We start from the raw sequence: 13598 nt of genomic DNA on the forward strand, positions 1-13598 counted from the left end.
ATGAAACGGAGGTCGGCCACTATAAAGCGCCGGGAAAGATATTTCACCTCTGCAAATCGTTGCCGGGCATGCCGTCCGGAGGACAGAAGGGGTAGGATACCCGCCATCTTTTCCCAGTCTTGTTATCGGAGTTGCCCATGAGTGCCGTCACTCGCGCAGCGGTGGAAGCCGTCCTCAGCCAATACACCGACCCTTACCTGAACCAGGATCCGGTCAGCGCCGGTTGCGTGCGCAACATCGAAATCACCGGCGATCGCGTCAGCGTACAGCTGGAAATCGGTTATGCCGCCGGTCTGTTCAAGAGCGGCTGGGCGCAATTGCTGCAACTGGCCATCGAAAACCTCGACGGCGTGGTGACTGCCAAGGTCGAGGTCAACAGCGTGATCGCCGCGCACAAGGCCCAGGCGCAGATTCCGGGGCTGGCCAATGTCAAGAACGTGGTCGCCGTGGCATCGGGCAAGGGCGGGGTGGGCAAATCCACCACCGCCGCCAACCTGGCACTGGCGCTGGCCCGTGAGGGCGCGAAGGTCGGGATTCTCGACGCCGATATCTACGGCCCGAGCCAGGGCATCATGTTCGGCATTCCCGAGGGCACCCGCCCGCAGGTCAAGGATCAGAAATGGTTCGTGCCGTTGCAGGCCCACGGCGTGGAAGTGATGTCGATGGCGTTCCTGACCGACGACAACACGCCGATGGTCTGGCGCGGGCCGATGGTGTCGGGCGCGCTGCTGCAACTGGTCACGCAAACCGCCTGGGGCGACCTGGATTATCTGGTGATCGACATGCCGCCAGGCACCGGCGACATCCAGTTGACCCTGGCGCAGAAAGTGCCGGTGGCTGGCGCCGTGATCGTCACCACACCGCAGGATCTGGCGCTGCTCGACGCACGCAAGGGCGTAGAGATGTTCCGCAAGGTCAACATTCCGGTGCTGGGCGTGGTGGAAAACATGGCCGTGCATATCTGCTCGAACTGCGGTCATGCCGAGCATCTGTTCGGTGAGGGCGGTGGAGAGAAGCTGGCGACCCAGTTCGGCGTCGAGCTGCTGGCTTCGTTGCCGCTGTCGATGCTGATCCGCGAACAGGCCGATGGCGGCAAGCCGACGGTGATTTCCGAGCCGGACAGCCAGATCGCCATGGTCTATCAGGAACTGGCCCGCCACGTCGGCGCGCGGATCGTGTTGCAGGAAGCAGCGTCGCCGGCAATGCCGAACATCACCATCAGCGACGATTGATGCCTGCGGTTTAAACAAAAACGCCCCGGTGCCTGTGCACCGGGGCGTTTTCATTGCGTGGCAGGGGTCAGATACGCAACCCGCCGTCCATCTCCAGAATCCGGCCGGTGTAGTAGTCGTTCTCGAAGATGTACGCCGCCGAATGGGCGATCTCTTCCGGTTTGCCCATGCGCTTGAGCGGAATGCCCGAGGTCATTTTTTCCAGCGCTTCTGGCTTCATGCCCAGGGTCATCTCGGTTTCGATGAAGCCCGGTGCGATGCCCGCCACGCGAATGCCGTAGCGCGCCAGTTCCTTGGCCCAGGTCACGGTCGCCGCAGCGACGCCGGCCTTGGCGGCGGAGTAGTTGGTCTGGCCGACGTTGCCCGCACGCGAGATCGACGAGATGTTGATGATCGCGCCGCTGTTCTTCAGCTCGACCATTTTCGCCGCCACTTCACGGGTGCAGAGGAACACGCCGGTCAGGTTGACGTCGATCACCGCCTGCCACTGGGCCAGGCTCATCTTGGTCATCTCGCCGTCCTTGACCTTGAGCAGCAGGCCGTCGCGCAGGATCCCGGCGTTGTTGATCAGGCCGTGGATCGCGCCGAAGTCTTCGGCGACCTGGGCAACCATGTGCGTCACCTGCTCTTCGTTGGCGACGTTGCACAGGTAGCTGCGCGCCTCGACACCCTTGGCCTTGCAGGCCGCGACCGCGTCGTCGAGTTTTTCCTGGTTCAGGTCGACCAGCGCCAGCTTCGCGCCCTTGCCCGCGAAATACTCGGCCATCGAGCGGCCCAAGCCTTGGCAACCGCCAGTGATAATGATTACTTTGTCGTTGAGTTGCATTCGCATGCCCCCGAGAGCAGGTCAGAGTGGTCCTTACAGGTAGCCTCTCGATCTGCACCGGCCAGCAGCCTGTTGCACATGAGAACTGCCCGATGGCGAGTGGGACAAAACCCATGCGCCTGTCCGTTTTGTCGACGGATTCTATTTAAGGAGTCATAAATTGAGCGTTGAAGCGGCTAAGAATGCCCGAGAATTGCTTCTCAAGGAATACCGTGGCGTGCTGTCGACCCACTCCAGATCGATGCCCGGTTTTCCGTTCGGCTCTGTGGTTCCCTACTGCCTGGACGACCAGGGCCGGCCGCTGATCCTGATCAGCCGCATCGCCCAGCACACTCACAATCTGCAGAAAGATCCGAAATGTTCGCTGCTGGTGGGCGAGCGCGAGGCTGACGATGTGCAAGCCGTTGGTCGCCTGACCTATCTGGCCGAGGCGGAAAAACTCGAAGACGCTGCCGCCATCGAAGCCGCCGCCGAGCGTTACTACCGCTACTTTCCCGATTCGCAGAATTACCACAAGGCCCACGATTTCGATTTCTGGGTGCTCAAACCGGTGCGTCATCGCTACATCGGCGGTTTTGGCGCGATCCATTGGGTCGACCAACTGACCCTGGCCAACCCGTTCGCCGGCAAGGCCGAAATCAGCATGGTCGAGCACATGAACAGCGACCACGCCAAGGCCATCGCGCATTACGTGGACCTCGCCGGTCTGCCGAAAACCGTACCGGCGCAACTGGCCGGGATCGACACCGAAGGCATGCACCTGCGCATCGGTCAGGCGCTGTACTGGCTGCCGTTTCAAGCGCCCTGTCATACGCCGATACAAGTGCGCGAGGCCTTGGTTTCTCTGGCTCACGCCGAGGTCTGGCCAAAAAATGCGCTGGCCGACGCTTGAATTCACGAAAGGGCGACGTCATCTAAGGCTTACTGCAAGGCATTTCTTGCGTTGAGGAAACTTTGATGCGCCCTTTTTTGTTGCTCTTTCTGCTGTTCCCGGTGTTGGAGCTGTTCGTATTCGTCAAAGTGGCAGGGGCTATCGGGTTTTTCCCGGCCCTGCTGCTGATCATTCTCGGCTCGATGTTCGGCGTGTTCGTGCTGCGCGTCGCCGGGCTGGCCACCGCATTGCGTGCCCGTGAAAGCCTGAACCGCGGCGAGCTGCCTGCGCAAACCATGCTCGAAGGCCTGATGCTGGCCTTGGCCGGCGGTCTGCTGATCCTGCCGGGCTTCATCAGCGACGTGGTCGGTCTGGTGTTGCTGTTGCCGTTCAGTCGTCGACTGGTCGCCAACAAAATGCGCCAGCGCGCCGAGGAACAGGCCATGCGCCAGCGCGCGTTCGCCGATGACCTGCAACCGCGCGGCGGTCCCGCGCCGCGCCAGCCTCTTGGCCGCGAAGGCGATGTGATCGAAGGCGAGTTCGAACACCGCGACAGCAAGTAAATTCTGCATCGACACGGCACCTTCGGGTGCCGTGTTCGTTTATGGCACGAATTCATGCAGCCGCATGAAAATTTTTTGTCCCCAGCCCTTGTAATAAGCTTATGCGCCCTTATGTATCGGTCACCGCAAGGTTCCGGCATATGAGTCGGACAGACTTTCGCGGCTCGCTCGACGAGCCGCAACCGGCGCAGGCCGGATTCGTTAAACCCGCCGGGACTACACCGGCCGATGAAAACCACAATTAGGAGAGATCGACAATGAAGCTTCGTCCTCTGCATGACCGCGTCGTTATCCGTCGCAGCGAAGAAGAAAAGAAAACCGCTGGCGGTATCGTCCTGCCAGGTTCGGCTGCTGAAAAGGCCAACCACGGTGTGATCGTCGCTGCAGGTCCAGGCAAGACTCTGGAAAACGGTGAAGTGCGTGCGCTGGCCGTTAAAGTCGGCGACAAGGTTGTGTTCGGTCCTTACTCCGGCAGCAACACTGTGAAAGTCGACGGCGAAGACCTGCTGGTAATGGCTGAGAACGAGATTCTCGCTGTACTGGAAGGCTGATACCCCGCTCATTTTCCCGCTACTACAAAGTATTTAAGGAATATCGATCATGGCTGCTAAAGAAGTTAAGTTCGGCGATGCCGCTCGCTCCAAGATGCTCAAAGGCGTCAACGTTCTGGCTGACGCGGTAAAAGCGACCCTGGGCCCGAAAGGCCGTAACGTGATCCTCGAGAAGAGCTTCGGCGCTCCGACCATCACCAAGGACGGCGTTTCCGTCGCCAAGGAAATCGAACTCGAAGATCGCTTCGAAAACATGGGCGCGCAGCTGGTCAAAGACGTTGCCTCCCGTGCCAACGATGACGCCGGTGACGGTACTACCACCGCTACCGTTCTGGCTCAGTCGATCGTCAACGAAGGCCTGAAAGCCGTCGCTGCCGGCATGAACCCGATGGACCTGAAGCGCGGTATCGACAAAGCGACCATCGCGATCGTCAAAGAACTGAAAGCCCTGTCCAAGCCATGCGCTGACACCAAGGCCATCGCTCAGGTCGGCACCATCTCCGCCAACTCCGACAACTCCATCGGCGACATCATTGCCGAAGCCATGGAAAAAGTCGGTAAAGAAGGCGTGATCACCGTTGAGGAAGGCTCGGGCCTGGAAAACGAACTGTCGGTTGTAGAAGGCATGCAGTTCGACCGTGGCTACCTGTCCCCGTACTTCGTCAACAAGCCGGACACCATGGTCGCCGAGCTCGACGGCCCGCTGATCCTGCTGGTCGACAAGAAGATCTCGAACATCCGCGAAATGCTGCCAGTACTGGAAGCCGTAGCCAAAGCCGGCCGTCCACTGCTGATCGTGGCCGAAGACGTTGAAGGCGAAGCCCTGGCGACTCTGGTTGTGAACAACATGCGTGGCATCGTTAAAGTCGCAGCCGTCAAGGCTCCAGGCTTCGGCGACCGTCGCAAGGCCATGCTGCAGGACATCGCCGTTCTGACCGGCGGTACCGTGATCTCCGAAGAGATCGGCCTGAGCCTGGAAAGCACCACCCTGGAGCACCTGGGCAACGCCAAGCGCGTCACCCTGTCCAAGGAAAACACCATCATCGTCGACGGTGCTGGCGTTCAAGGCGACATCGAAGCCCGCATCGCTCAGATCCGTGCCCAGGTTGCCGAAACTTCCTCGGACTACGACCGTGAAAAACTGCAAGAGCGTCTGGCCAAGCTGTCCGGCGGCGTTGCAGTGATCAAGGTTGGCGCTGGTTCCGAAGTCGAAATGAAAGAGAAGAAAGCCCGCGTTGAAGACGCCCTGCACGCAACCCGCGCAGCCGTTGAAGAAGGCGTGGTACCTGGCGGTGGCGTTGCGCTGATCCGTGCTCTGGAAGCCCTGACCGAACTGACCGGCGACAACGCTGACCAGAACGTCGGTATCGCTGTGCTGCGTCGCGCTGTCGAAGCGCCGCTGCGTCAGATCGCTGCCAACTCCGGTGACGAGCCAAGCGTAGTCGTCAACGAAGTCAAGAACGGCAAAGGTAACTTCGGTTACAACGCTGCTTCCGGCGAATACGGCGACATGATCGAAATGGGCATCCTGGACCCAACCAAGGTCACCCGTTCGGCTCTGCAAGCTGCAGCCTCCATCGGCGGTCTGATCCTGACCACCGAAGCAGCTGTTGCTGACGCACCGAAGAAAGAAGGTGCAGCTGGCGGCGGTATGCCAGACATGGGCGGCATGGGTGGCATGGGCGGCATGATGTAAGCCAGCCTTACCCCTGTAACGAAAAACCCCGTCTGCGTGAGCAGACGGGGTTTTTTATTGCCCGCGTTTCAGGATTCAGGCGTTGACCGGCCGGGCCTGTGTTGCTGTTTCAGCCTTTACTGCCGGTCGATACAGAATCCAGTAATACGACCCCAGACAGATCAGCCAGCAGAAGATCGCCGTCCACACGTTGTGGGAAAAGAAGTGCGCGCCCTGCATCATCCGGCTGATCGAAAACACCGAACCCAGTGCGAAGGCAAAGATGAATGCCTGGCGTGCCAACCGTGGGCGACGATCACGCAGCACGAAGAACAGCGCAAACAACGTAAAACCGGTGGCCGCATGACCGCCGGGCCAGCAACGACCGGGCTTGTCGGTCGGCGGGCGATGCTCCAGCAGTTTGCTGTAGGTTTCGTGGCCGCCGAATTGTTCGAGACTCCAAGGGCATTGCACCGCTGTCACCGCTTTCACCGGCGTGACGAAAGAGGTGGCCAGACCCAGCGACAACACCAGGCAGCCCAGCTCACGCTTGAACGGTTTGAGCCGCTCGATAAAAAACGCGCCGATGAACCCGAGGATGGCAAACACCGAAAAGGCGATCACCACTTGTTTAGCGCGGTCGTGGAGGATGTCTTCGAGAAAATAACTGTGCCGGCCGATGAAGTCGCCCGCGACCGGATCGTAAAACAGCCGGGCCAGATCCATGTCCAGATCGGTCAGCTCCAGCAACACCAGAATGACCGCCGCAACGGCGGGAATACCCAGGCAAAGCCATAAATTCAAAGGCCTTGAAGCAGGGCGGGCAGAGATTGAAACCATGGCAATTCCTTCATCGGTAAGGTCTTCAAAGAAGCACAACCGCGTGAGTCTGCGCCCGGTTCTGTCGGCGATTTGTCGGCCGCTCGTGAAAAACTCGTCAAGTCCGGCGATCCGTGCAATTAAGTCAAATCAACCTGCCCAGCGCCTAGCCGTGAGCCACACTTGGCCGTAAGCTGCGCGGGCCAAGACGGCCGCTACCGTGTACGGAGGAGGTGCCCATGCGAATTCTATTGGTCGAAGACAACCGCGATATCCTGGCCAATCTGGCCGATTACCTGGGGCTCAAAGGCTACACCGTCGATTGCGCCCAGGACGGTCTGTCGGGGCTGCATCTGGCCGCCACCGAGCATTACGACCTGATCGTGCTCGACATCATGCTGCCGGGCATCGACGGCTACACCCTGTGCAAGCGCCTGCGCGAAGACGCCCGTCGTGATACGCCGGTGATCATGCTCACCGCCCGCGACCAGCTAGATGACCGCTTGCAGGGCTTCAAGTCCGGGGCCGACGATTATCTGGTCAAGCCGTTTGCGCTGTCGGAACTGGCGGCCCGGGTCGAAGCCGTGATGCGCCGCACCCAGGGCGGCGGCCGTCGTGCCCTGCAGGTCGGTGATCTGAGCTACGACCTCGATACCCTCGAAGTGACCCGCGAAGGCAAGTTGCTCAAGCTCAACCCGGTCGGCCTCAAATTGCTGGCGGTGCTGATGCAGAAGAGCCCGCATGTCCTGCGTCGGGAAATTCTCGAAGAAGCGCTGTGGGGCGATGACTGCCCGGACAGCGACAGCCTGCGCAGCCATGTCCACCAATTGCGTCAGGTGATCGACAAACCGTTCGCCAAGCCATTGCTGCACACAGTGCATGGCGTGGGCTATCGCTTGGCCGAGGGCCGCGATGGAGTTTAAGCAAAGCCTTGCCCAGCGGATCATCATCGCCTTTGCGCTGATGAGCGCGCTGGTAGCCGGGGCGTTCGCCATGGGCATCGTCGCGACCGTGCACCTGGTCGAGGAAAAACTGATTTCCGCCGGGCTGGGGGGCGACCTGCAACGCCTGCTGTTGATGGACAACGTCTCGGACTGGAGCCATCGACCAGAACCGGATCAGTTGTTTTATTTCAGTGGCGGGCCGGGCGATTTCGAGCTGCCCAAGGACCTGCGACACCTGGATTCAGGTTTCCATGAAGTCTTTCGCGAGCAGCTGTCGTATCACGCAATGGTCGAGATCGTTGATGGTCGGCGTTATGTGCTGCTGCAGGATCAAAGCGATTTTGAAGAGCGTGAGCGAGTGCTGTTCGCCGTGGTGCTGGTGGGCTTCGTGCTCAGTCTGGCACTGGCGGTGTTCCTCGGCTGGGTGCTCGCCCGCAAGGTGATGGCCCCGGTGGTGCGGCTGGCCCGCCAGGTACGTCATCGCGATCAGTTGCTCGGACTGGCGCCTCCGCTGGCGCCGGACTACGCGGCGGACGAGGTGGGCGAGCTTGCGGTGGCGTTCGATGCGACCCTTGGACGCTTGCGACAGGCGCTGACGCGGGAGCGACTGTTCACCAGCGACGTCAGCCACGAATTGCGTACACCACTGATGGTGTTGGCCAGCTCCTGTGAACTGCTGCTGGAAAACCCGGGTATCGATCAGCGCGGCAAGGCTCAGGTTCAGCGCATTGCGCGGGCCAGTGAGGAAATGCGTGAACTGGTGCAGACCTTCCTGATGCTGGCACGGGCCCAGCGTGAAGATGCAGGCGCAGCCCCTCAGCAAAACCTGTCGCAGGTGGCCGACAGCTTGCTGTGCCTGTGGCGCGAACCCATCGAATCCAAGGGTTTGCAGCTGATTTTCGAGCCGGGAAATCCGCCCGACACCCGTTATAACGCGACGTTGCTCAATGCCGTGATGGGCAACTTGTTGCGTAACGCCTTGCACTACACCGAACACGGATTCATTCGCTTGACCCTCAATGCCAACGGATTCGTGGTCGAGGATTCGGGCGTGGGCATTCCCGAGGAAAAGCGCGAAGCCATGTTCCAGCCTTTCGTGCGCGGCAACGAAAAGCGCGGCGAGGGCCTTGGTTTGGGCCTCTCACTGGTTCAACGCATTTGCGAGAACCAGGGCTGGAGTGTCACTTTGAGCACGATGGAACCCAATGGCTGCCGTTTCGAGGTGGATCTGGGCAAGCGCTAAGAGCGTTGCATCTGACGCGAGAGTGCCTCCAATCTGTCTAAATCCTGTATAACCTTGAAATAGTTTGCCGATTTACATGACGTTTTTTTCACAAAGGGATGACCTGACGCTGACACGCCGCTGCTTAAGGTGGCGTCATCAGTAATTCAGGAGTTCTGGTGATGGCCGGCCCGATCAAGCTCGATTTTTCCGAAAAGTACGACGACAAGCATGCGCAGAAGTACCTGCGTAAACATCAGGACGGTTTGGGGCGTCGTTTGTCCAATTGGCGAGATCAGCAGTTGGCCCGCAAGGCATTGACCCTTGTTGGCGAGCCGGGCCTGGTACTGGACCTGCCCTGCGGTGCTGGACGTTTCTGGCCGCTGCTAGCGGAAAAGCCCAACCGGGTGATCATCGGGGCGGACAACTCCGAGTCGATGATCAAGACCGCCATGCAGGCACAACCGGCGGATGTGGTGAAACGGGTACAACCCTTGCACACGTCTGCGTTCGACATTGCCTTGCCTGATAACGCCGTCGACAGCATTTTTTGCATGCGACTGCTGCATCACATTGGCGAAGCCGAGCACCGCCGGGCGATTCTGCGCGAGTTCGAGCGTGTCACCCGGGACAGCGTGATCATTTCGCTGTGGGTGGACGGCAATTTCAAGGCCTGGAAACGCAAGCGTGCCGAGCGCAAGCGTGGGCAGGAGGGTTACCAGAACCGGTTTGTGTTACCGGCAGCAACAGTTGAAAAGGAATTCGAAGAAGCAGGATTTCGGATCCAGGAACAACTGGACTTTATTCCGCTCTATGCCATGTGGCGAGTTTACGTATTACGCAAGAGGTAAGAGGATGGCAGTGCAATTTGCAGCAGAAGGGGAAGTCGCTCCCGAGGATCGCTTCGACTACTACTGGAACCAGCGTGGCGAGTGGGTCGAGGAACCCAATGTCCGCCGTGGTGGCGAAAGTGGTGTGCAACGGGTCGTGGGGCGCGATGGCCAGCTGCTGTATGCCAAACGCCAGACCGGACATATTTATCGCAGTTGGCTGCACCCGTTCGGGCGGCCGACCGTGTTGCGCGAGCTGGATGCATTGACCGGGGTTTCCCGTCTCGGGGTCCGGGTGCCCGAAATCGTGTTCTGCGGTGCCCAGCCCGATCCGAAATTCAAATGGCGTGCGCTGTTGGTGACCAAGTCCCTCGATGGCTTTCAGGAGCTTGAACATTGGGAAGCCGGTGGCGGTCGCGAGCAATATGGCGAAGCAGTCTATGAGCGCGTGCTCAAGGACCTCGCCGAAAATCTGGCACGCATGCACAAGGGCCGTTGGCAGCACAGCTGCATCTACATCAAACACGTGTTTGTGCGGGTGACGGGCGAAGGTGAATCGGCGAAGGTCGAAGTCGCCCTGATCGATCTGGAAAAATGCCGTCAGCGTCTGACCGCTCATCGCGCGGCCGCCCATGACATGAAGCAACTGCGCCGCCACTCGTCGTTCAGCGCTACCGACTGGAAAAAACTCGTCTACTTTTATGAGACGGCGTTTGGCAGCGCTATCAAAGGTTTATAGCGATGAAACTAGAAATTGCACGAGGTTTGTTTCTGGTAGGAGCCTTGGCAGTTGCATCATTGGCGGTGGCGGCCTGGGAACAGCCACGCATGCAGGTCATTGGCGCATCGGCCAGTGATCCGCATTGCCCGATGCCACGGGTGGCGAAAGCTGCCGTGGCCACACAACCCGATCATGATCTATTGCTGTTCATGTTCGGACTTTCTCAAGGGATGAGGCCGCAGAGTTGAATCGATTGAAATCTCTTTCACAAGAGCCAAAGGCCTCGTTGATGCGAGGCCTTTTTTATTGCGTCATTCCTTGGGGTCGGGTTTCGCCAGCACGGTGTAAACACACGGCAGGACAAACAGCGTAAACAGCGTCCCGATCGACATCCCCGTGGCAATCACCGTCCCGATGTCGAAGCGGCTGACGGCACCGGCGCCGGTGGCCACGATCAGCGGCACCATGCCGAACACCATAGCCGCCGTGGTCATCAACACCGGGCGCAGACGAATCGCTGCCGCTTCTTCCACCGCCTCGCGAGGTGTCAGGCCTTTCTCCTTGCGTAACTGGTTGGCGAACTCGACGATCAGGATCCCGTGCTTGCTGATCAGCCCGATCAGCGTCACCAGCCCGACCTGGGTGTAGATGTTCATGCTCGACCAGCCGAGAAACAGCGGAATCAGCGCCCCGCAGATCGACAGCGGCACGGTCACCAGAATCACCAATGGATCGCGGAAGCTTTCGAACTGCGCCGCCAGCACCAGGAAAATGATCGCCAGGGCCAAGGCAAAAGTTACCCACAGCGCACTGCCTTCCTGGACGAACTGCCGCGATGCGCCGCCGTAATCGAAAGCAAAACCGGCCGGGGCTTCTTCCCGGGCGATCTGCAACACGCTGTCGATGGCTTCGCCCATGCTCACCAGCGGGAACCCGGACAGCTTGGCCGCGTTGAGTTGCTGGAACTGGTTGAGCTGTCGCGGTCGCGCACGGTCGGTCACGGTGATCAGGGTCGACAGCGGCAGCAGTTCGCCCTGGGTGTTTTTCACGTAGTAGTTGTTCAGCCAGTCCGGGTTGTCGCGGTAGGCCCGTTCGACCTGGGCGATGACCTTGTAGCTGCGGCCTTCGATGGTGAACCGGTTGATCTCGGCTTCGCCGAGCAAGGTCGCGAGGGTGCCGCCCAGATCCTGCATCGACACGCCCATCTGCGCAGCCTTGGCGCGGTCGATGTCGACCACGACTTCGGGTTTGTCGAAAGCAAGATCAAGGTCGACGAAGGCGAACTTGCCCGACTCCATGGCGCGCTTCTTGATCCGGTCGGCCACTTGCAGCAACAGCTCGTAGTCATTGGCGGTGTTGATCACGAATTCGAACGGCAGGCCTTCACCGGTGCCGGGCAGGGACGGCAGGTTGAAACCGAAGATCTGCAGGCCCGGAATGTCCTCGAGTTTGCCCTGTACCTCGGGGAGGATTTCCATTTGCGTGCGGCTGCGCTCGTTCCAGGGCTTGAGCAGGAAGCCGCCGATGCCGCTCTGCACGCCGTTATAGCCGTTGATCTGGAACGATGAGTAGTACTCCGGGAACTCCTTGAAGATCTTGATGAACTCGTCGGTGTAGGTGTTCAGGTAGTCGAGGTTGGTCGGCTGCGGGGCGTTGGCCATCATGAAGATGATGCCCTGATCCTCGTCCGGCGCCAGTTCCGACTTGGTGAACTTGAGCAGCACCGGAATCAGGCACAGCACGATCACCGCAAACACCAGCACCACCGGCCGGGTATTGAGCGTGCCGTGCAGCATGCTCTGATAGCGCCGCTTGAGGCTGTCGAAAATCCGGTCGAGGCGGTGGGCCAGGCCCGTGGGGTTTTCATCGTGGCGCAGCAGCATGGCGCACATCATCGGCGACAGGGTCAGGGCGACGACGCCGGAAATCACCACCGCCCCGGCCAGGGTCAACGCAAACTCCTTGAACAGCGCCCCGGTCAGCCCGGTCAGGAAGCCGATCGGTGCGTAGACCGCCGCGAGGGTGATGGTCATCGACACCACCGGCATGGCGATTTCCCGGGCGCCTTCGAGTGCGGCCTCCAGTGGTGTCTTGCCTTCCTCGATGTGCCGGTGGATGTTTTCCACCACCACAATCGCGTCGTCCACCACCAGCCCGATGGCCAGCACCATCGCCAGCAGGGTCAGCAGGTTGATCGAGTAGCCCATCATCTGCATGAAGAACATCACGCCGATCATCGACAGCGGAATGGTCACCACCGGAATCACCACCGAACGCAGCGCACCGAGGAACAGGAACACCACCACGATCACGATCAGCACCGCCTCGAACAGGGTTTTCACCACTTCGTCGATGGAGGCCTGGATGAACAGCGTGGCGTCGTAGGCAATCTCGCTCTTGAGGTTGGGCGGCAGCTGGGCTTCCAGCTCCGGCATGATCTTGCGTACTTCCTTGATCACTTCCAGCGGGTTGGCCCCGGGCGTGGCCTTGATCCCGATGTACACCGAGGGCGTGCCGCCGAACGAACTGATCGAGTTGTAGTTTTCCGCGCCCATCTCGACCCGTGCCACATCGCTGAGCAGCACCCGGCTGTCGCCGCTGACCTTGAGCGGAATCTTGCCGAAGGCTTCGGCGGACTTCAGTTCGGTGTTGGCGTTGATGCTGGTGACCACGTACTCGCCTTTCACTTCGCCGGCGGCGGAGAGGAAGTTGTACTGGCGCACCGCATTGGTCACGTCGCTGGCACTGAGGCCGAAACCGGCGAGTTTCACCGGGTCGATCCACAGGCGCATGGCGAACACCTGGTTGCCGAGAATCTCCGCCTCGGCCATGCCCGGCAGGGTCGCCAGTTTCGGCTGGATCACCCGCGACAGGTAGTCGGTGATCTGCGGGTTGCTAAGCTCCTTGCTGAAGAAGCTGATGTACATCAGCGCCGAGGCGTCGGCGGCTTCCTTGCTCAGCACCGGATCTTCGGCGTCCTGAGGCAGCTTGTTCTTCACCTCGTTGGCCTTGGCCAGCAGTTCGGTGAACAAACGGTCGCTGTTGGAGCCGATGCGCGCGTAGATCGAAATCACCGAGAAGTTCTGGCGACTGACCGAGGTCATGTAGTCGATGCCCTCGGCGCTGGCCAGGCTCTGTTGCATCGGCTGGGTGATGTAGCCCTGAATGGTTTCGGCGTTGGCCCCGGGGTACGCGGTGGTCACCGTGATCAGGGCGTTTTCCATTTGCGGATACTGGCGCAGCGGCAGCTTGCTCCAGGCCTGGAAGCCCAGCAGCACAATCAGCAGGCTGACCACGGTGGCGAGCACCGGGCGGCGGATGAACGGATCGGTAAAGGCCATGGG

The 13598-nt window shown here is 60.2% G+C and carries 13 protein-coding genes; 10 read left to right on the forward strand and 3 right to left on the reverse strand.

Annotated elements, in window-relative coordinates; all coding sequences use genetic code 11:
* The first annotated feature begins 137 nt into the window (after positions 1 to 137).
* The gene (apbC, locus tag BMZ46_RS01250) at positions 138 to 1232 is read left to right on the forward strand and encodes an iron-sulfur cluster carrier protein ApbC (RefSeq protein WP_064383825.1); all 1095 of its coding nucleotides are present in this window, start codon (positions 138 to 140) and stop codon (positions 1230 to 1232) included.
* A 67-nt stretch (positions 1233 to 1299) separates the two neighbouring features.
* On the opposite strand, the gene BMZ46_RS01255 is transcribed toward apbC, so the two are convergent.
* Complete coding sequence (locus BMZ46_RS01255) at positions 1300 to 2058, reverse strand: SDR family oxidoreductase (RefSeq protein WP_011335726.1); 759 nt, start codon at positions 2056 to 2058, stop codon at positions 1300 to 1302.
* 160 nt (positions 2059 to 2218) lie between these two features.
* Between BMZ46_RS01255 and BMZ46_RS01260 the strand changes: the two genes are divergently transcribed.
* From BMZ46_RS01260 to groL, 4 genes are all read left to right on the forward strand, one after another.
* Positions 2219 to 2950 (forward strand): HugZ family pyridoxamine 5'-phosphate oxidase, encoded by a 732-nt coding sequence (locus BMZ46_RS01260; RefSeq protein WP_074688455.1) that lies wholly within the window; start codon positions 2219 to 2221, stop codon positions 2948 to 2950.
* 65 nt (positions 2951 to 3015) lie between these two features.
* Positions 3016 to 3492, forward strand: coding sequence for an FxsA family protein (locus tag BMZ46_RS01265; RefSeq protein ID WP_064599125.1), 477 nt, complete (start codon positions 3016 to 3018; stop codon positions 3490 to 3492).
* Positions 3493 to 3749: 257 nt separating this feature from the next.
* Positions 3750 to 4043, forward strand: a complete 294-nt coding sequence (locus BMZ46_RS01270; protein ID WP_003227685.1) for a co-chaperone GroES — start codon at positions 3750 to 3752, stop codon at positions 4041 to 4043.
* 49 nt (positions 4044 to 4092) lie between these two features.
* Complete coding sequence (gene groL, locus BMZ46_RS01275; RefSeq protein ID WP_039765873.1) at positions 4093 to 5739, forward strand: chaperonin GroEL; 1647 nt, start codon at positions 4093 to 4095, stop codon at positions 5737 to 5739.
* Positions 5740 to 5814: 75 nt separating this feature from the next.
* Here the strand turns inward: groL and BMZ46_RS01280 are convergent, their stop codons facing one another.
* On the reverse strand, positions 5815 to 6558 hold the full coding sequence (locus tag BMZ46_RS01280) for a phosphatase PAP2 family protein (protein WP_074688453.1): 744 nt from the start codon (positions 6556 to 6558) through the stop codon (positions 5815 to 5817).
* A gap of 218 nt (positions 6559 to 6776) precedes the next feature.
* Between BMZ46_RS01280 and colR the strand changes: the two genes are divergently transcribed.
* The 5 genes from colR to BMZ46_RS01305 all read left to right on the forward strand — a co-directional run bounded on the left by colR (position 6777) and on the right by BMZ46_RS01305 (position 10502).
* On the forward strand, positions 6777 to 7460 hold the full coding sequence (colR, locus tag BMZ46_RS01285; RefSeq protein WP_007953224.1) for a two-component system response regulator ColR: 684 nt from the start codon (positions 6777 to 6779) through the stop codon (positions 7458 to 7460).
* Complete coding sequence (locus BMZ46_RS01290; RefSeq protein ID WP_074688451.1) at positions 7450 to 8724, forward strand: sensor histidine kinase; 1275 nt, start codon at positions 7450 to 7452, stop codon at positions 8722 to 8724. The genes colR and BMZ46_RS01290 overlap by 11 nt, the downstream gene beginning before the upstream one ends.
* Positions 8725 to 8885: 161 nt before the next feature.
* A complete protein-coding gene (locus BMZ46_RS01295) occupies positions 8886 to 9554 on the forward strand; it encodes a class I SAM-dependent methyltransferase (protein WP_039765880.1) in 669 nt (222 codons plus the stop codon).
* A 4-nt stretch (positions 9555 to 9558) separates the two neighbouring features.
* Entirely contained in the window at positions 9559 to 10272 is a 714-nt protein-coding gene (locus BMZ46_RS01300; protein ID WP_039765881.1) for a lipopolysaccharide kinase InaA family protein, read from the forward strand.
* A 2-nt stretch (positions 10273 to 10274) separates the two neighbouring features.
* Positions 10275 to 10502, forward strand: coding sequence for a hypothetical protein (locus tag BMZ46_RS01305; RefSeq protein ID WP_011335717.1), 228 nt, complete (start codon positions 10275 to 10277; stop codon positions 10500 to 10502).
* 63 nt (positions 10503 to 10565) lie between these two features.
* Here the strand turns inward: BMZ46_RS01305 and BMZ46_RS01310 are convergent, their stop codons facing one another.
* Positions 10566 to 13595: a multidrug efflux RND transporter permease subunit gene (locus BMZ46_RS01310; RefSeq protein ID WP_074688449.1), complete on the reverse strand. Its 3030-nt coding sequence runs from the start codon at positions 13593 to 13595 to the stop codon at positions 10566 to 10568.
* Positions 13596 to 13598 lie beyond the last annotated feature (3 nt).

This window comes from Pseudomonas sp. NFIX49 (assembly GCF_900115915.1).
GTDB lineage: Bacteria > Pseudomonadota > Gammaproteobacteria > Pseudomonadales > Pseudomonadaceae > Aquipseudomonas > Aquipseudomonas pharyngis.